This is a genomic window from Desulfogranum japonicum DSM 18378 (genome assembly GCF_000429945.1).
Lineage (GTDB): Bacteria > Desulfobacterota > Desulfobulbia > Desulfobulbales > Desulfobulbaceae > Desulfogranum > Desulfogranum japonicum.
This window is the reverse complement of sequence record NZ_KE386995.1, coordinates 22,724-41,441: the sequence shown is the minus strand read 5'-3', so window position 1 is coordinate 41,441 and position 18,718 is coordinate 22,724. Positions and strand designations below refer to the sequence as shown.

The window sequence follows — 18,718 nt, the reverse complement described above, 5'->3', positions numbered from 1 at the left end:
ATTTGTGTACAGAAAACATTATTCACTGTACAACTTTCATGGCAAAAGCAGCGTAGCAACATGCTGATGCTGCTGCCACTGCCCAAGCTGATCAACGAGTTGCTGCACAGAGGCATCCATTAAATTCATGAATGGCTCCGGCCCCAGTCCAATCCAAAATACAAACAGGAGAAATGGAGCAAGCGTAACTATTTCTCGTATATTCAGATCAGTAAGATAACTTTGATCTGGATTGTCGGTTCCACCCCAAACGATTTTCTGCAGCATACGCAACATGTAGGCAGCAGCTAATACGGCGCCTGGAATTGCAGCTAAAGCCAGGATTTCATTCTCACGAAAAGTACCGGCGAGAACCAAAAATTCACCGATAAAAGAATTGGTTCCCGGGAAACCGAACGAGGACAGACAAAAAAAGACGAGGAAAGTTACATACCAAGGCATGAATTTTCCCACACCTGTAGCCAACCGTAATTCACGGCTATGTGTTCTCTCATAAATCATGCCCACGCAAAGGAACAGCGCACCAGTGGTTACACCATGGTTGATCATTTGCATGATAGCTCCCTGTATACCCTGAGCATTAAAAACAAAAATACCCAAAGTCACAAACCCCATATGGCCAACAGAGGAATATGCTATCAATTTTTTCATATCATGCTGGGCCAGAGCGGTAAAACCACCATAAATTATACCGGCAATGGAAAGCCAGAGAATGTATGGTGCGAGCAACAGAGAAGCATCTGGAGTGATTGGCAGGCAAAAACGCAGCATGCCATATGTACCCATTTTTAACAAAATAGAAGCCAGAATCACAGAGCCTGCAGTGGGTGCTTCAACATGTGCGGCAGGTAACCATGTATGGACAGGAAACATGGGCACCTTGATGGCAAAAGCAAGAAAGAATGCCAGGAACACAAGAACCTGAAAAACCATTGAATACTCATTCCACATCATGTCCGGAATAAAAAAGCTTCCGTTTTTCATGTACAGGGCAATAATTGCCACTAACAGCAGTACAGATCCGGCTAAAGTGTAGAGAAAGAACTTTATGGAAGCATACACCTTGCGCGGGCCACCCCAAATTGCAATCAGCAAATACATTGGGATAAGCATGAACTCCCACAGGACATAAAACAAGATGAAATCCAGGGCAACAAACACACCAACCATGGATGTCTCCATAATCAGCAGACAGAACATAAAGGCTGTCACCCTCTTGGAAATATACTTCCACGAAGCAAGTACGCAAAACGGCATGATAAAAGTGGTTAGAATAACCAGAAGTATGGATATGCCATCAACACCTACAACATAGTTGATATTGAATTGCGGTATCCATGTATGCAACTCTGCAAACTGATATTTGGTTGATGTGCGATCAAAACCAAACAGAAGTCCCAAAGACATGAGGGCCGTAATAATGGTTACAGCCAGGGTCCAATATTTTGCAAATGTTTCCTTGGGGTAGACAAAAAGCACCAGGCTTCCTGCAAGTGGGAAAAATATAAGGAAACTGAGCAGGGGAAATCCCCCATTAAGATTCGCTAAGACGTCCATTTCCTCCTTCCCCTTATGAAATATGGTAAACAATCAAAGTAATCAAAACAATCGCAGCAAGGCTTGAAGCATAAAACATCACATATTGAACCTGTCCGCTCTGCACAACACGCAGCTTACCGCCGATGGCACGGACAGTACGTGCTATACCATCAACGATAAGATCAATAACATTCCAATCAAACCAACTCCAGAATCGACTGGCTGACATAAGAGAATGTAGCCCAACGACACGGTAAGCCTCACCCCAGACGGTATCGAACCACTGAATCGGGTATCGAACCAGCCACATAAAAATCCCGCCAATATTTCGATACAACCAATCTATATCGACTGTAACCCGATCCTTCGGTTCCATGAAGCGCTTCAACAAAAAGAAAGCAAGTGCGGCAAACCCCATAAGTTGCAGCGTTTCCATCAAATGATACACTGTGAACGGGCTATAATGCTTCACTGGATATGGCAACATGGAGTACAAAAACTCTGGGGCTGAGCCAACTATTACACAGAGCGCGGATCCAAAGATCATGGCAAGCATCATATTCCATGTCGGATCTCCGGCCTTTTCCCAGGTAGCGTCACTACAGTTGTTTTTGCCAAAAAAGAGGAAATACGGAAGTTTTAATCCATTATAGAGAAACGTTCCGGTTGCACCGAACATCAATAACCACGCCGGCCAGTAAAGATGCTCCTCAAAACCGGCAGTAATAATCATGGATTTAGACGCATAGGCAGCAAAAAATGGAGCAGCACTGATCGACAGACAACCAACCACTGTAAAGATGAAAGTGGCAGGCATTTTTTTATACAAACCGCCAAGTTCGGTAAACTTGCTTTTTCCGGTCATGTAGAGGACAGAACCTGTTCCCATGAACAGCAGACTCTTATAGAGAATATGTGCCACAGCGTGAGCAGCAGCACCGTTCACGGCCATATCACTGCCGATACCAACACCGGCAACCATGTATCCGACCTGAGAGACAATGGACCATGCAAGAAGTTTTCTGATGTCGTTTTCTAAAATGGCATAGATCACACCATAAAGCGCCATAATTACCCCAAGCACGATGAGTATATCCATGCCAGCGCAGGCCCTTGCTAAAGTGTAGACAGCGGTTTTGGTTGTACAGGCACAAAGAAAGATAGCACCATTGAATGAAGCCTCCGAGTAGGCTTCAGGCAGCCAAGAGTGTAAAGGCACAACCGCCGCATTCAAGGCAAAACCGATCATGATCAGATAAGTGTATGGCTCAGGATGAGCAATATCCATCAGGTCAAAATCGATATTCCCCACCGCCTGATAGCGGAGCATAATTCCAGCAAGAAGAATTATACCGCCAATGGCATGTATAAGGAGGTAACGATATCCGACGGCGAGACTCTGCTTTCTTCTCCGAAACCATATCAGGAAAACCGAGGCAAACGCCATCATCTCCCAGAAGAAAAAGAGGCTGATATAGTCACCGCAGTAAATGGTTCCAAGGGAACCGGCAACATAAAACCATGCAGCCATATGTTCACCGGCCCTGTCCACATGCAGGCCATACAATGTTCCTATTACTGCAATCACCGCCATAATAACGGCAAAAACAGAGGAAAGTTTGTCTACCCGACCAAAGACAAGCTGCCAATCCAAAAACTGGAAAACGGCAAAATTGTCGGCCAGTGTACAATTCATGGCTACAGCTATCAGTGCCAGCATGGGAACGGCAATGAGATATGCCTTTCTTAGCGGGCCCCTGACAACAGGTAAAATAAGAGCTCCGATGATCAGGAGCAGTGAGGGGTGAATAAAACTATTCATTGCTCTTCCTCTTCGCCTTTTATGACTGATCGCTCATAAAAATCTTCAGAAACCTGAAGCCCGGCTTTTGCCGCTAAATGAGAGACAAAAATTATAATCGCTGCAGCAATGAAACCAAACAACGACCAGTATGCCGGAATATGCTGTTCAACCCAGGAATGGGCATGACTTGTATCAATACTCACAGAAAACAGCGCTATACCCAGTAACGTACCGAGGCAACACCAAATAACAACTTTGAGGTGAGCCTGGAGAAATTCGATTATATTGGTCATCCTGTCACCATTTGAACAAATTGCATCATAAAGCCGGGAAAAATACCTATTATGACGGAAATGGTTACTGCAATCAGTATTGGTATCAGCATACTCAATGGTGCTTCCTTAATTCCAGTCTCTGGTTCGCCCTCGGGCCGTTTACCAAAAAAGGCCTTATAGGTTACCGGAGCGAAATAGCCGACATTCAGCACCGTTGAGGCAATGAGAATAAGCAAGATACCAACCTGATGAGCTTCCATTGATCCTACCAGCAGATTCCATTTTGTTACAAATCCTGCCACGGGTGGGGCACCGATCATAGAAAGAGAAGCAATGGCAAAAGCTCCAAAGGTGAATGGCATGGTCCGACCGAGCCCACTCATTTCAGAAATATACTTTTTATGTGCTGCGATATAGATAGCGCCTGCACAGAAGAACAACGTTATTTTGGAAAACGCATGATTGACGATATGAATAAGTCCGCCGTCAATGGCGTGCGGAGTGAGTAGAGCAACACCCATGATAATGTAGGACAATTGACTGACAGTCGAATAGGCAAGCCGCGCCTTCAAATTATCTTTGGATAAGGCGATAATAGATGCGGCAATGATTGTAAAACCTACAAAATACGCCGTTGGAATACCCAGATTTAAAGCATTCATAGTGTCCAGCCCAAAGACGTAGAGCATGGTTCTTGTGGTACAGAAGACACCTACCTTAACCACAGCAACAGCGTGTAATAACGCGGACACAGGAGTTGGCGCGACCATTGCCCCAGGCAACCAATGGTGAAAAGGCATGACACCATTTTTAGCAAAACCGAAAATACAGAACACATACAGCAAAATCACGACCCAAGACTTGGCATCAGATGGAATTATACCAGTAAGAATGTTATGTGGAAAATCCAGGGTCCCTGTAAGTACATAGATGAGCACTATTGCAGGCAGCAGGAAAAATTTGGCGGTGCTCGTCAGATAAATGATATATTTCCTTGCTCCGGAATAGGACTCTTCATCCTGATGATGTGCCACCAATGGATATGTGCAAACAGATACAATCTCATAAAACAGATACATGGTAAAAAGATTGTCTGATAAAGCGACACCAATTGCCCCGAAGATGGCGAGGGCAAAACACGCATTGAAGCGGGTCTGGCAAGGTTCGTCATGTGCCCGCATGTAGCCCATGGAGTAGAATACGGCTATGGTCCACAGGGATGACGCAACCAAGGCAAAAATCATTGAAAACCCATCTGCCCTCAAGGTGACAGACAAGCCGGGTAGAAGACTGAAAACTTCATACTGCAGGATTTTGCCTTCTTTGAGACTGGGAATAAAAGAAAGGACAATGATAAAAAGTAGAATAGACGAACATGAAGAGACAAACTCTCGTAAATTCGGATTATTCTTCAGGTTCATGACCACCAGACTGCCGAACAGGGGAATAAGCACAGCCAGCAGCAGGTTGACGTTCTCGACAATGTTAGGATTGGAAACGGCTTCCATGGTGTGTATCTCCGATTAACCGTGTAGATCGCCGAGATCTTCGACATCAATGGATTTATAATTTCGATAAACAGCGACCACAATACTGACTGCAATGGCGGCTTCGGCTGCTGCTATGGCCATGATAAACAATGTAAAAATCTGGCCCATTGCAGGTTCAGGGGCAAGAAATCGACTAAAAGCCATAAAGTTTACCGAAGCGGCAGCAAGGACAAACTCTGCACAAATCAGCATACCAATCACTGTTCGATGTACCATCAAGCCATAGATCCCGAACCCAAACAGCATGGCTCCAATGATGAGGTAGGTGGACATACAATTATACAGATTCAATATTTCAAGGACCATCTGCATGGTTTAATTCCTCCCTCTTCTTGCCAAAACAAGTGCACCGATTATGGCGAGCAGAAGCACGATTGAGATAAGCTCAAATACCATTGAGTGCGTGGTAAGCAGCGTCATGCCGACGGCCTTGATTGACCCGTCGGCAGCGGCGTGTTCCGGAAACACCTGCCAGTCGGTCTTCACTGCAAGCAAGGAAAAGCCAGCAAAAAATAATGCTCCGACAGAGCCGGCAAGCGGTCCGATCAGTTTAGAGAGATATTTGTTGTCCGGGGTAATCTTATCTTCAGGAGTAGCCATCATAATACCAAAGGCAATGAGAATGGATACCGCACCGACGTAGATGAGCATCTGCATCATGGCCACAAAAGGGCTGAGCAGAAAATAATATACCCCGGCAAGGCCGGTAAAGCAGACTGCAAGGCCAGCTACGGCGCGAACAAGCCTTTTGGAGACTACAGCAATGACAGCACCGCTGATTACCAGAAACACAGTCAACAGGAAAATAATACCGGCAAATCCCTCCGCAGAAAACAGAGATGGTAGGGTTCCCGACGGGCAGACTAGCGGCTGCATCAGTTTTGATCCTCCAGACGTTTGACCAAATCAATAATAAAGTCGTCTTTGTTAAAGCTGCATAAGTTATACTCTTTAGAAAACTGCAGAGCATTAAAATTGCATGCTTCCACACATGAACCACAGAGACTGCACTTAGTGAAATCAAGCTGGTATTGGGTCAGTGATTTTTTCTTTTCACCCTCCTTTTTCTCACCAGCAAGAGTTATACAGTCCGATGGGCACGCTCTTTGACAGGCCATACAAACAATACAGTTAGGAGCGCCTGTTTCCTCATTGGCAATGAGTTCCACATGTCCTCTGAAGAGCGGGGTCATTTCCGGCACATCATAAGGATATTGCTCCGTTACCACAGGCTTGAAAAATTCGCGTGCAGTGATCATCAGCCCGGTCACCAGACTTTTACTGCCAACCAGGATATCGTTCCAGTAACCACTCATAATCAAAATACCTTGATGAAGAAGGCTGTTAACAGCACATTGACAAGTGAAAAGGGGATGAGAATTTTCCAGGAGAGGTTCAGCAATTTGTAAATCTGCGTTCTAGGGTAGGTCCAGCGTATCCAGATAAATGTAAAAATCAGGATATAAATTTTAATAATGAACCACCACACGCCGGGAAACATACCAAACGGACAGTCCCAACCGCCGAGAAACAGTGTCGTTGTAAGGCAAGCCCCAACTACAATGTTAAGATATTCCCCCATCATGAACAGGCCAAAACCCATGGAACTGTACTCGGTCATGAAACCGGCAACCAGTTCACTCTCAGCTTCAGCCATATCAAAGGGAGCGCGGTTGGTTTCTGCAATGGAACATATGAAAAAGATAATGAACGCTACCCACATGTACAGGAAGTGGAAATTGTCCAATCGAAATATATTCCAGTGCCAAAATCCACCCTGCTGATCCATGGCTATATCACGAAGATTCATGGAACCTGAGATCATGACGATACAGATCACAGTTAGAAGCATGGGAATTTCATACGCCAGATTCTGTGACACCGCACGTGCAGCTGAAATGACGGAATATTTATTTCCAGAGGCCCAGCCGCCAAGCAGTACTGCCATCATGGCGATGGAGGCAATGGCAAAGAGCAACAAAACCGAGAGTTCCATGGCTCTTGCCTGGATATTTTCAGAAAACGGTATAACAACCAGTGAGGTAATCGCTGGAATCATAGCTAAAACAGGAGCAACCCGAAATAGAATTCCATCGGCACCGCTGGGAACCAGGAGTTGCTTTGTGAGCAGTTTAATACCGTCTGCAAGGGGCTGGAGCAGCCCTTCGTAACCGGCCTCCATGGGGCCTGTTCTACGTTGAATTCTGCCGGCTCCTTTACGTTCACACCAACCTAAATAGGCTGCGTTCAGGCCTGCAAAAACCATTATGCCGATGAGATATAAAATCGGGCGCCAAATACTTGTGTCCATAGGTAGCTCTTCTCGCTTACTTATCGATCAATCTCAGGGATAACCAGATCCAGACTACCCATAAAAGCCAAGGCATCTGCCAGTAACATTCCCTCTGCAACTTCACCATACAAACTCAGGTTACTGAATGTCGGCGAGCGCAATTTGAGTTTATATGGATTTTTATCACCGTTACAGACCAGCATGTGCCCAAGGGAACCTCTGGCTGTTTCAACAGCAGAATAGTGGTATCCTAGTCCAGGCTTGAGTATTTTTGGTACTTTTTTAGCCATTACAGGGCCATCTGGCAATTTATCGAGAGCCTGTTCAATAATACGAAGAGACTGTTCGATTTCATCCATACGTACCATATACCTGGCCATGGAATCACATTCCGAATATACTGGCACATCGAAATCAAATTCCTGGTAGACAGAGTACGGTTCATTCTTACGCACGTCGTAATTAATTCCGGAACCACGTGCCACCGGCCCGGTAGCGCCGTATCGTCTACATTGCTCCTCACTGATAAACCCGATATCCTTAATTCTTTTGATCAAGATTATATTATGGGTTACAAGGTCATGGTACATCCGAGGCATACGACTACGCAGACGTGTAATGAAATCACGGGTACCGGTGATAAATTCATCATCGATATCATTGTACACTCCACCAAAACGCATGTAACAGTAGGTAAGCCTTGATCCTGTTACACGCTCGAGCAGGTCTATTATCTGTTCGCGGTCATCAAAGGCGTAGAGCAATGGAGTAAAACCGCCGAGATCGAGAAGAAAGGCGGCCCACCAGAGAAGATGACTGGCAATACGATTCAACTCAACAGTGATGACCCTGATATATTCAGCTCGTTCAGGAACTTCGATACCTGCAGCTTTCTCAACTGCAAGAGCATACCCGTGATTGAAGGCCAGCGCATGAAGGTAATCCATCCGCGCCGTGTTTGGCATAAACTGCGGATAGGTACCTGCTTCAGCAAGTTTTTCATGCATTCGGTGTATATAGCCAAGTACAGGTTCGGCCTTGACTATATACTCTCCATCCATGGTCAATTTAACTCGAAGCACACCATGAGTCGCGGGATGCTGAGGGCCAAGATTGAGAACAAACGTCTCATCGTGGCGTAAATGAACTGGAAGTGTCATGGCATATAATCCTTACGCAGAGGGTAAAAATCTGCATCTTCAGGAAGAAGAATACGAATGAGGTTTGGATGATCAGTGAACTCGACGCCATAAAAGTCATACGTTTCACGTTCGTGCCAATCAGCCCCGGAAAAGACTTTGGATATGGTTGGCACCTTAGGTTCGGATCTTGGTACACGGAGTCGAACCATCACCCTGACATCAGAATCTTGAAAGTGACTGAACGTGTATACCACTTCAATCTGATCTTCTTTCGGCCAGTCCACCCCGGCAATGGATTCTATAAATAACTGCTCACCATCAAGAGCATGGGCAACATCAAGGATTTGCTCAGCAGTACAAAGTACATCCAGACTGCACCCTGTCTTAGCGAAATCAACTTCCTTCGCGCCAGCGCTGTGTACAACCTGATCAGGTTGCTGCTCTTCACCCTCCCCTGCTGGATCAGCGGGGATTACCGTCTCTGAAAACGGCACAACTTTCTCGATAGCGGCTTTCACGCTTTCAATCACACTCATGAAAAACACCTGATTGGACGTTTAAACTCTAGGCCAACGACGTGTCCCGGTAATCTTTTCTTCCAACGTCATTATGCCTTCCAGAAGGGCTTCAGGCCTGGGAGGACATCCCGGTATATAGACATCCACGGGAAAAAGCTTATCTGCGCCTTCAACCACATTATAATTTTCCTTGACCTTAAAAGGCCCGCCAGAGATGGCGCAGTTTCCCATGGCAATTACCCATTTGGGTTCGGGCATCTGATCATATAAAGTCTTCACAGCCAACTCAAGCTTCTTATTGATGGTACCCGCGACGATCATCACATCGCTCTGTCGGGGAGAAGGTCGAAACACCTCTGCCCCAAACCGGGAAATATCATACCTTGAACCGCCTGTGCACATCATCTCAATGGCACAGCAGGCAAGCCCGAATGTCATGGGCCATAAAGAATTTGCACGGCCAAGACTAAGGAGTTTATCCAACTGCGCAAATTGAACTATTGATGACGGTACGTTTTCCGATTCCACTTAAATACCCCCTTGACCCAAGCATATACTACGGCCAGTGATAAAATACCTACGAAAAGAACAACCTCACCCAGACCCCATAACCCTACTTCAGGGCTATTATAGACAGCTGCCACAGGAAAAAGAAACAAGACGTCTACGTCAAAGGCGAGAAAGATAAGAGCATAAAGGTAATAAATAATACCGAACCTGATCCATGCGCTACCGATGGGCTCCATACCGCATTCGATAAACTGATCGGTCTTGCCGGCTACCTGTCGAGTGTGGGAAGACGGGCTCAACAGCTTTACAATAATTATTGGCCCAAAGCCGAAGGCAAGCGCTCCTATCAAAAAAATAGTTACATAAACAATATTTGTTAGTACAATCTGATCCATTTGCCCCTCCCCGAGGCTCTATTTTGCATCAGCTAAACTGATATTTTCCATCAGCACATCTTAAGATGTATACTGCTATTTTCAGCCTCTGTCAACTCAAATTCGCGTAACTTATTGACTTGGTACTCCTTTGTGGTGCTCAAATATCGCCACATTCTGCTAAAAATCATTGACCAATTCCATTAAAGTGGTAGGGTAGAACCTGAGTTCAATTACAATCATACTTGCGTTCAATCGCATTGATACCGGGTTATACAATGGCGATCACTTTTAGACAATTAGAAATTTTTATCGCTGTCGCCGAAACGCAGCAGGTAACAAGAGCAAGCAAAAAGCTGTTTCTCACCCAGTCAGCTGTCAGTATGGCATTAGGTGAATTAGAGAACCAGCTTGGAGGCCCATTATTTGATCGTCATGGTCGCAGCCTGTTGCTGAATGACCGGGGACGGTATCTTCTCCCCCTGGCTAAAAATATCCTTAATCAGGTTGCCAACGTGGAATCCATGCTCACAGAGCAAAGTGACTCTGTAGCCGGAGTACTGGAAATAGTGGCCAGTTCGACTATTGGAAATTATGTGCTTCCATATCTTATCGGTGCATTCATGCGTCTTCATCCTGAAGCCCATATAAATATGTTGGTGGTCAATACCATGGCAGCTGAGCATCTTGTTGCCAAAGGAGAAGCTGATCTGGGATTTGTGGAAGGTGAAATCAACGTGGACTCTCTCGTGGCCACCAATTGGTTCGAAGATGAACTGGGGATAATTGTTAACCCTCATCATAAACTTGCAAACAGGGAAACTTTTAAAATTCCCGACGATTTAAAAGAAACAAGTTGGGTCATGCGGGAAGAAGGATCCGGAACAGCTGAGATTTTCACCAAAAAACTTGGCAGGCACGCATCATTATTGAAAGTAATGACAAAAACAGGCCATACCGAAGCCATCAAAAAAGCTGTTGAATCGGGAACCGGAGCCGCGTGCCTCTCAATGCTCACGGTATGTAAGGAGATCGAGCACGGCTGGCTGAACATACTGCCCATTGAAGGCATTGACATGCGACGTCAGCTGCGAATCATACAACACAAAGACAAAATCATGACCAAACTCATGGCTGAATTTCTCAGTTTTTGTGAAGTCGTTGCGCAAAGCTTCAATGGCAAGGAGTGCCTTACATTTCCCTCAAAATTACAATCTCTTCTAACCACCTATAAAAGCGAGAAAAAAAACTGATATCCTAAAGCATATTTCCCAGAATGTTCTTGAAAAAGCGGAAGATTGCTACCCTTATCGGCCAAATGCAGAAAAATTCAGCTAGCCTGGCTGCTCCAGATAAATCGAGTATGCCAGGTATAATGGTTCCCGCATAAGGGCTGAACATTAAAGGCCCCAGCATTTTCAAAACCTTACCAGAGACATATGCAGCTTTCTACGTTCCGGCTATCTCTTCTAAAAGGTCATGGAAAGAAACTTGAAGAGGACAGCGCTAATCGGGTTTGCTAACGAGTACCTGGCCACACATGGCCCTTGTTGCCTGACAGCCCTGTTATCTTTAAAAGTTTATCCTCAAAATATCAACTATATGCCTATTGTAACAATTTGAACATGCCTTACCATCGAGCGTAACATCTCCTTTATGGACAGATACTGCCCAATACTTGAGCTGCTTCCTCTATTCTGTACTTTCCCAAAAGACATGTTCTTATCCCAGACAGTTCGCCTGCTCTATTACAGAATCTCGACAGTTACTGTAGAAATACGGAAAAGCTTTATCAAAAAATACCAGACAACGCACAGTCTGCTAAGCAATAGTACTGCAAGAAACAGAGAGACTAGATGACACACCCACACTTACCCTTAGGGGCTATATAGCCGAATCAGTATAGAAAAACAAGGGAATAGAGGAAAAAAGAAATTTTACACAGGTACGTATGAGGAAGCCGGGAAGGTACCCCTCCCGGCTTCGGTAATCGCAGGTTGACGTCACATTCAACCAATGAAGATCACTTTAATTCTTCAAGGGCTTTTGTAACTCTCTCCATGCCTTCATGGATAATTTCCATGGAAGTGGCAAAAGAAAATCGGATAAACTCATCAGATCCAAATGCTGCACCAGGGACTGTTGCTACCAGAGCCTCATCAAGAAGATAGTCGGCCAGAGAAACTGAACCGGTTATTTCACCGTTTTTACTCTTTTTACCATAGTAGCTGGAAAAGTTAGGAAAAACATAAAAAGCGCCGGCAGGCTCGACACAACTGACTCCTTTCATTGCCTGGAAACTATCGACAATAAACCGTCTTCTTGGCCTGAATGATTTCATCATCATTTTTGTAAAATCCTGGGGTCCGGTCAAAGCAGCCAATGCTGCATATTGAGAGGGTGCCGCCGGATTTGAAGTAGACTGACTCTGAATCTTATTCATCGCTTTGATAAGATGGAGAGGGCCGGCAGAATAGCCAATACGCCAGCCAGTCATGGAAAATGATTTGGAAACTCCGTTCAGAATCAAGGTTTGTTCTTTTAAGTCGGGAGCAATATCAAGGATATGAGGCAACTTACCTTCCATAAAAATAAGAGTCTCATACATATCATCTGAAATCACAAGCAATTTGTGTTTGCGAATGATTTCAGCAACTGCTGCCAAGGCTTCCGCTGAGAAAACCGCACCCGTCGGATTAGAAGGACTATTCAAGACAATGGCGCGCGTCTTATCAGTTACATAACTTGCCAGCGTATCAGGGTTAAGATCAAAGTCTCTTTTCTCATCCAAGGGCACAATCACAGGAGTTCCTCCTGCAAGTTGTACCATGGGAGGGTACGATACCCAGTATGGTGCAGGAATCAACACTTCATCGCCAGGGTTGAGCAGAGCCTGAAAGGAAGTGTATAACCCGTGTTTTCCCCCACAACATACCTGAATCTGATCCGGCTCATAATCCCAGCCGTGATCTGCCTTGAAGCGAGCACAAATTGCCTCACGCAACTCAAGAACGCCTGGAACAGGGGTGTATCGTGTATGACCATCATCTATGGCCTGTTTTCCTGCATCACAAACATGATCAGGGGTTTGAAAATCAGGCTCACCTACACTGAAATTTAAGACATCAGCACCTGCAGCTTTCAGAGCTTTGGCCTTTGCATTGACCGCAAGCGTTGGGGAAGGTGCGACCTGCAGAACTCTATCTGCAAGCTGTATAATTTCTGAAGACATGCTGTTTCTCCTTCTGGGAATATTATGGAGTAAAAGATGTTGTGCTCATGTAATTTTGTACTGACGACACAACCATTCAATCAATTACTCCTGACAAATTAAGGTTCCTCGTATACAGGACATGGTTTTTTCCAATCATAATTTCTGTATGCCGGGTCCTCATACGAAGCGTGGCATTCCAGGCATAAACCAACCCGCAAAATGCGATGCAGCTCTTCCTGATTAAACGGACGAAGATTTTCTCGTGATCCGTATTGCAGAGGTTTTCCCTCAATGGTCACAAAATTATCAAATCCCACAGTTCGTCCTTTCAGGGTATCGGCTCCGCGATCAACTGGATGAAATTCCCACTTCCCATTCCGTTTAGTAACGGTGCCCTCACCAAGTCCTACGGTCTTGGAGGAAGCATGGCACTCCTTGCACCCTCTTCCGGCAGCCTGGGTAGTGTGCGGATTAATTGCAGCCATGGTAAACCTGTTCATCCCTCCTTCCACTTTTCCTTTGTCATCAATGAGTGTCACAATATCCTGGCACCCAGGAGTAACGATGACAACCTCATCCCCCCATACAGCAAGCATAGGTTTTTCATAACGGATGTAGCTTCTACCTTCCTCCCACCAACCGGTGGTTTCCTCTAAACTCAGCTTATCCAGATGCTTTTCTCGAGCATCTCTTTTGGCATGGCAACCGTAGCATTGCGGCACCCAGGTTGAATGACAGGCTTCACAGGTTACCCTGTCATGTCCCGGGTAAAGACAGACCTCTTTTTTAGGCTGTTTTAATGGACGTTCTCGTCCATCAATTTTTCCATAAAGAAAGGAAGCTTTCCCTTTCTCTAAAACATTAACAAGGGACTTTCCTTTTCGGGTTGTCCCCGGCGTTGGACTGTGACATGATTGACAACTGATTTCCAGCTGCTGTTCATAGTGCGCATACCGAGTACCGTCACCCATAATTTCATCCCTTGTGTGGCAATCGATACACACCATACCACGAACATGATGAATGTCAGCAGCAAGTTCGAGGTAAAAACGGTCACCCGGCAGCTTATTGCCGGAGGCTTGTCCCTTTTCATAGGGTGTACCATATCCTTCTGCCTCAAAAACACCGATATACGACAAACCGATACGACCTGAGCGATTATGGCAGCGGATACAATTTTCCTCAGGCACCTTGGCTATTATCTGCGGGTGCGGCTTTTTCTGCTTTTCACCTTCTGTACCAGCTCCAGCTCCAGATTCAAAGTCTGTCACCGTGGATCGTTGTTCCCCCTTTCCAGGAATGTAATGGCAAGCTGAACACCCTCCACCTTTTTCATTAAAAAATGCAGGCGCTCCGGGAAGATCATTTTTCTGTTTCCACAAATGACAGGTTGCACAAAGTTTTCTGAAATAATCCAGTGCCGGTGAAGTCTTATCACTCTCCATTAATTGCTCTATGGAAAGATCGAGATCCTGGGTATCTGTTTCTCCCCAGTAATACAATAAAGTCGCTAAAATCCCTCGATTGGTAGCCATGAGAGAATTTTTTACCTTATGTACATCTGCAGAATGACAGCCTTCAACACTGCAGGTTTGTGTAACTACCCGCAAATCACCGGGATTAATTACCATACCTGTGTGTGCTTTTTCCTTATCCACGGCCAAGGCATTTCCCAGATGACAGGGCGAACACCCGACAACTGTCCTGTCATGGGCAGTATCAAGCTTCTCATCTTTATGACAGCTAAGACACATTTCCACATGTCCTGCTGTGGTGACAGTCAACTGCTCAGGACGCTCAATATTCCGCTCTCTATACACAAGATAACCAGTGAGCAAAAATACGACCGGTAAAAACACTAGCAGTGAAAGTATCTGGCGAGATGGACGATTCATGGTATGGCTGTATTCAACGTATTTTTCTCTGAATAAAAATGGTAAAAAATACGTTTACCACATGCGATGCTCCACAGGAAGTTTAGTGCCTGTCTACAAGAAAATTGAGTATCAGTAAAAATCCCGGCACCTGGACCTCATTACTGCGCCTTACCCAACTCAACACTCCATTTATAAACAAGCACTACCTGTTTGCTTATTACTGCAGATATTATTCTCGAAAACCCTGCACAACAGGATATCGGCGCCCAGGCCCGAAAGCCTTGCTGGTCACTTTAATCCCAAGAGGAGCCTGTTTTCGTTTATACTCATTCAACTGTATCCGGCGTACAATGTCACGCACTACCTTAACATCAAACCCCTGCTTCACAATTTCTTCAACACTTTTTTGTTCTTCCAGGTATGCACACAGGATAGGATCAAGTACTTCATAAGCTGGAAGATCATCCTGATCGCACTGATCGGGTTTGAGTTCGGCAGTCGGTGGCCGGGTGATTATCCGCTCTGGAATCATCTCCCGCTCCCTGTTGAAAAAATGCGCCAGCCTGTATACCATAACTTTGGGCACATCGGCAAGTACTGCAAGGCCTCCGCTCATATCTCCGTAAAGTGTACAGTATCCCACAGCCATTTCTGATTTATTTCCCGTGGACAACAATAATGATCCACGTTTATTGGAAATGGCCATGAGCAGGTTACCACGTATTCTCGCCTGGATATTTTGTTCAGTGACATCTTCATCGGTACCTGCGAAAAGCCCCTCAAGGGTTTTGGAATAGGTTTCCATAATGCCTTCAATGGCAAGCAGCTCAAAATCGCACCCAAAATTTTCTGTCAATTGTCTTGCATCATCTATGGACGCCTGAGAGGTATATGGAGACGGCATGGCCACACAAAGAACATTTTCTGGTCCGAGAGCCGTGCAGGCAATAGCCGCTGTAATCGCAGAATCTATCCCTCCGGAAAGGCCAATCACAGCCTTATGAAACCCAGTCTTGTGCAGATAATCGCGCACGCCGAGGCAAAGGGCATCGGCAACGTGCTCCAGGCAGTCATCTACAACGACTGAAGCAGTATCCTCTGACCAGCACGTGCTGTCAACAATCAGCATTTCTTCGGTAAAACCTTTACCAGCTGAAACGATTTCTCCTTTTGCATTCATCACCAGGGAGTGACCATCAAAAATCAATCCGTCCTGACCACCAGTCTGATTGACATATACAAGGGGAAGTTTGTGCCGAAGGCACAATTCACTGAAAATCTGGTTACGTTCACGCAACTTGCCATGATAATAAGGAGAAGCAGAGATATTAATAAGGCAATCAGGCATAACAGGCCCGAGGTGAAAATTTTCAATGGGGTTTGAGGCATAGTGCTGCTGATGCCACCAGATATCTTCGCATACCGTCAATCCCAAAGTCAGTCCCTGAAAAGGAATAACCGTTGACTCTTTTCCCGCTTCAAAATATCGGGTTTCATCGAACACATCATAGGTGGGAAGCAACTGCTTTCTTGCCCGGTATTGTACTTTTCGCTCGGACAGGACAAAGGCTGAGTTGTACAGGCTTTTCCCTGGGGCTGTTCTGCGCTCCAGGACGCCTACTATACAGGTAATTCCCTCCGTTGCATCAATCAGCTTTTCGAGAGCACGGTCGTGGGCAACAAGGAAAGACTCCCTTTCCAAATAATCTTGTGGGGGATATCCGCACAGGGTAAGCTCTGGAAAGATGACGAGGTCACATCCGGCCTGTTTGGCTTTTTCCATCCAGGAAAGGACTGCCTGCAAATTGTTATCAAATGCGCCAATAATAGGATTGGTCTGAACAAGGGCTATTTTCACGGCTTCATGTACTGTAATAAAATTGATACTACACAGGCAATCTCATATACCTGCCTGCAAACTCATGTCCCGCATACCACAAAAAAAAGAAGGCAGCTACTGAATATATCAGCAGCTGCCTTGCTTCTGTCTGTCGTCCGGTTGCCCCCCCCAGACACCCCTCCGGACGACTTGCACATGTACTATTGTTTCAGCACATTTGCTGCGGCAGGACCTTTCGGTCCATCAACTATTTCAAATTCGACCTTGTCTCCTTCGTTCAATGTCCTGAAACCGCTTCCAGTAATAGCCGAATAATGGACAAATACATCTCTACCCTCTTCCTGCTCAATAAACCCAAACCCCTTAGACTCGTTAAACCACTTCACAGTTCCTTTCAACATTGCCCTTTCTTTCTCCTTAATTAAGGCTACATGTTTTATCCCACGACCACTCAAACCACAGTACCCTTTAGAAAATGTATCCACCTCCAATCTATACTGACCTGCAGTGGCTCATGGTCTACTGAATGGCCCGACATTAACATCATTAAAATCAAAAACAAAGCGATTATTAGGTTATTTAGGTCTTTTTCTATTTTTTTGATACTTCAATACAGCCCTGTTATGAGCTTTTAGGGTGGTTGAAAATTCGTGGGTTCCGTCATTCCTGGAGACAAAATACAACGCCTCGGATTCGGCTGGATGAAGTATTGCCGACAACGCCTCTTTACCGGGATTACAGATAGGTCCGGCGGGTAAGCCACTCACTACATAGGTGTTGTAAGGAGTGGATTCTCGCAGGTCTGCACGGGTCAAATCACCGGTAAAATTTTCCATGCCATAAATGACTGTGGGGTCGGATTGCAGCCTCATTCCCTTTTCAAGTCTATTGATGAAAACTCTGGCAATACGAGGCCTCTCCAGCGCAGAACCAGTCTCTTTTTCCACAATCGAGGCAAGAATCACAACCTCGTGTCGGCCAAATGCGAATCCGGACGGTACACTCAAGCTGTTCCAAACCTTATGAAACCGGTGAACCATCATTGTCAGGATTTCACGTTCGTCCATCTCACCACGAACAAGATGATAGGTATCAGGAAAAAGATACCCTTCAAGGGAGCCCTGTTCTATTCCCAGTGAACGGCAAAACACTTCTGAGTTGGCAAAGGAAACAAATTTCTCGCCACTTCCCCATCCCTGGCTGGCAAAAAGAGCGACAATATCTTCAAGGTTCGTCCCTTCGGGGATGGTCAGAGAATGATAATACATTTTCCCCTGCTCGAGATGGTGTAAAACCTGCAATGGGGTCCAGCCATAATGAAGCTCAAATTCTCCAGCCCGCAAATGGGAGGCACTGCCGGTCAGGCGAACAAGCATGAGGTAACGAATATCGTTTTTTAAAATATGCTTTTCCTCCAGCAATTCTCCAATACGGCGAACACCAGCCCCTTGAGGAATCTCAACCACGACAGTACCACTGCCTGGAGAGGGTTTGCTGGCATAGGCGTACAGCCAAATCCCTGCACCCGCAGCACATATAACCATTGAACTTATGAGAAGTAGAACACAAAAGACAAGACGTCGCATATACTGGTACCAGATTATATATATGGGAATTCATACCCCATGACATCAAATCAGGGGCAGTTTAACGTACTTTTACAAGAAAACGCTGTAATCTACAAGAGTTGCACACTTGCAAATTGGATGCTCACAGCAAGACAAATTCATTTTATCCATTTGCTTGTCAGGGACCCTCAAACATCGCCTGTCTATTCACGCT

Annotated in this window: 18 protein-coding genes; 1 reads left to right on the top strand and 17 read right to left on the bottom strand. The window is 45.5% G+C overall.

Going from position 1 to position 18,718, the window contains the following annotated elements; all coding sequences use genetic code 11:
* Nucleotides 1–36 precede the first annotated feature (36 nt).
* The 12 genes from G493_RS31220 to G493_RS0124790 are packed head-to-tail and all read right to left on the bottom strand — an operon-like array spanning nucleotide 37 to nucleotide 10,026.
* A complete protein-coding gene (locus G493_RS31220; RefSeq protein ID WP_035275910.1) occupies nucleotides 37–1,557 on the bottom strand; it encodes an NADH-quinone oxidoreductase subunit M in 1,521 nt (506 codons plus the stop codon).
* Between the two features lie 13 nt (nucleotides 1,558–1,570).
* Nucleotides 1,571–3,361, bottom strand: a complete 1,791-nt coding sequence (locus G493_RS0124840) for a Na(+)/H(+) antiporter subunit D (RefSeq protein ID WP_028582515.1) — start codon at nucleotides 3,359–3,361, stop codon at nucleotides 1,571–1,573.
* A complete protein-coding gene (locus tag G493_RS0124835; protein ID WP_028582514.1) occupies nucleotides 3,358–3,636 on the bottom strand; it encodes a hypothetical protein in 279 nt (92 codons plus the stop codon). Before G493_RS0124835 ends, G493_RS0124840 begins: the two co-directional genes overlap by 4 nt.
* Entirely contained in the window at nucleotides 3,633–5,126 is a 1,494-nt protein-coding gene (locus G493_RS0124830; protein ID WP_028582513.1) for a monovalent cation/H+ antiporter subunit D family protein, read from the bottom strand. The genes G493_RS0124835 and G493_RS0124830 overlap by 4 nt, the downstream gene beginning before the upstream one ends.
* Before the next feature lie 15 nt (nucleotides 5,127–5,141).
* On the bottom strand, nucleotides 5,142–5,474 hold the full coding sequence (gene nuoK / locus G493_RS0124825) for an NADH-quinone oxidoreductase subunit NuoK (RefSeq protein WP_051309936.1): 333 nt from the start codon (nucleotides 5,472–5,474) through the stop codon (nucleotides 5,142–5,144).
* Nucleotides 5,475–5,483: 9 nt separating this feature from the next.
* Nucleotides 5,484–6,044 carry an NADH-quinone oxidoreductase subunit J family protein gene (locus tag G493_RS0124820; RefSeq protein WP_028582511.1) on the bottom strand — a complete coding sequence of 187 codons (561 nt, stop codon included), beginning with the start codon at nucleotides 6,042–6,044 and terminating at the stop codon, nucleotides 5,484–5,486.
* Complete coding sequence (locus G493_RS0124815) at nucleotides 6,044–6,484, bottom strand: 4Fe-4S dicluster domain-containing protein (protein WP_028582510.1); 441 nt, start codon at nucleotides 6,482–6,484, stop codon at nucleotides 6,044–6,046. Before G493_RS0124815 ends, G493_RS0124820 begins: the two co-directional genes overlap by 1 nt.
* A 2-nt stretch (nucleotides 6,485–6,486) precedes the next feature.
* Nucleotides 6,487–7,479: an NADH-quinone oxidoreductase subunit NuoH gene (nuoH, locus tag G493_RS0124810; protein ID WP_028582509.1), complete on the bottom strand. Its 993-nt coding sequence runs from the start codon at nucleotides 7,477–7,479 to the stop codon at nucleotides 6,487–6,489.
* 20 nt (nucleotides 7,480–7,499) lie between these two features.
* The gene (locus G493_RS0124805) at nucleotides 7,500–8,621 is read right to left on the bottom strand and encodes an NADH-quinone oxidoreductase subunit D (RefSeq protein ID WP_028582508.1); all 1,122 of its coding nucleotides are present in this window, start codon (nucleotides 8,619–8,621) and stop codon (nucleotides 7,500–7,502) included.
* Nucleotides 8,618–9,139 carry an NADH-quinone oxidoreductase subunit C gene (locus tag G493_RS0124800; protein WP_035275909.1) on the bottom strand — a complete coding sequence of 174 codons (522 nt, stop codon included), beginning with the start codon at nucleotides 9,137–9,139 and terminating at the stop codon, nucleotides 8,618–8,620. Before G493_RS0124800 ends, G493_RS0124805 begins: the two co-directional genes overlap by 4 nt.
* A gap of 21 nt (nucleotides 9,140–9,160) precedes the next feature.
* Nucleotides 9,161–9,649 carry an NADH-quinone oxidoreductase subunit B gene (locus tag G493_RS0124795; protein ID WP_028582506.1) on the bottom strand — a complete coding sequence of 163 codons (489 nt, stop codon included), beginning with the start codon at nucleotides 9,647–9,649 and terminating at the stop codon, nucleotides 9,161–9,163.
* On the bottom strand, nucleotides 9,619–10,026 hold the full coding sequence (locus G493_RS0124790) for an NADH-quinone oxidoreductase subunit A (RefSeq protein WP_028582505.1): 408 nt from the start codon (nucleotides 10,024–10,026) through the stop codon (nucleotides 9,619–9,621). Before G493_RS0124790 ends, G493_RS0124795 begins: the two co-directional genes overlap by 31 nt.
* 257 nt (nucleotides 10,027–10,283) lie before the next feature.
* Between G493_RS0124790 and G493_RS0124785 the strand changes: the two genes are divergently transcribed.
* The gene (locus G493_RS0124785) at nucleotides 10,284–11,258 is read left to right on the top strand and encodes a LysR family transcriptional regulator (protein ID WP_028582504.1); all 975 of its coding nucleotides are present in this window, start codon (nucleotides 10,284–10,286) and stop codon (nucleotides 11,256–11,258) included.
* A 770-nt stretch (nucleotides 11,259–12,028) separates the two neighbouring features.
* Here the strand turns inward: G493_RS0124785 and G493_RS0124780 are convergent.
* From G493_RS0124780 to mltG, 5 genes are all read right to left on the bottom strand, one after another.
* Nucleotides 12,029–13,237, bottom strand: coding sequence for a pyridoxal phosphate-dependent aminotransferase (locus tag G493_RS0124780; RefSeq protein WP_035275908.1), 1,209 nt, complete (start codon nucleotides 13,235–13,237; stop codon nucleotides 12,029–12,031).
* A gap of 98 nt (nucleotides 13,238–13,335) precedes the next feature.
* Nucleotides 13,336–15,114 (bottom strand): hypothetical protein, encoded by a 1,779-nt coding sequence (locus G493_RS0124775; protein ID WP_028582502.1) that lies wholly within the window; start codon nucleotides 15,112–15,114, stop codon nucleotides 13,336–13,338.
* A 211-nt stretch (nucleotides 15,115–15,325) separates the two neighbouring features.
* Nucleotides 15,326–16,954: an NAD+ synthase gene (locus G493_RS0124770; RefSeq protein WP_028582501.1), complete on the bottom strand. Its 1,629-nt coding sequence runs from the start codon at nucleotides 16,952–16,954 to the stop codon at nucleotides 15,326–15,328.
* Between the two features lie 182 nt (nucleotides 16,955–17,136).
* The gene (locus tag G493_RS0124765) at nucleotides 17,137–17,337 is read right to left on the bottom strand and encodes a cold-shock protein (RefSeq protein ID WP_028582500.1); all 201 of its coding nucleotides are present in this window, start codon (nucleotides 17,335–17,337) and stop codon (nucleotides 17,137–17,139) included.
* A 174-nt stretch (nucleotides 17,338–17,511) separates the two neighbouring features.
* Nucleotides 17,512–18,522 (bottom strand): endolytic transglycosylase MltG, encoded by a 1,011-nt coding sequence (gene mltG, locus G493_RS0124760; protein ID WP_028582499.1) that lies wholly within the window; start codon nucleotides 18,520–18,522, stop codon nucleotides 17,512–17,514.
* Nucleotides 18,523–18,718 lie beyond the last annotated feature (196 nt).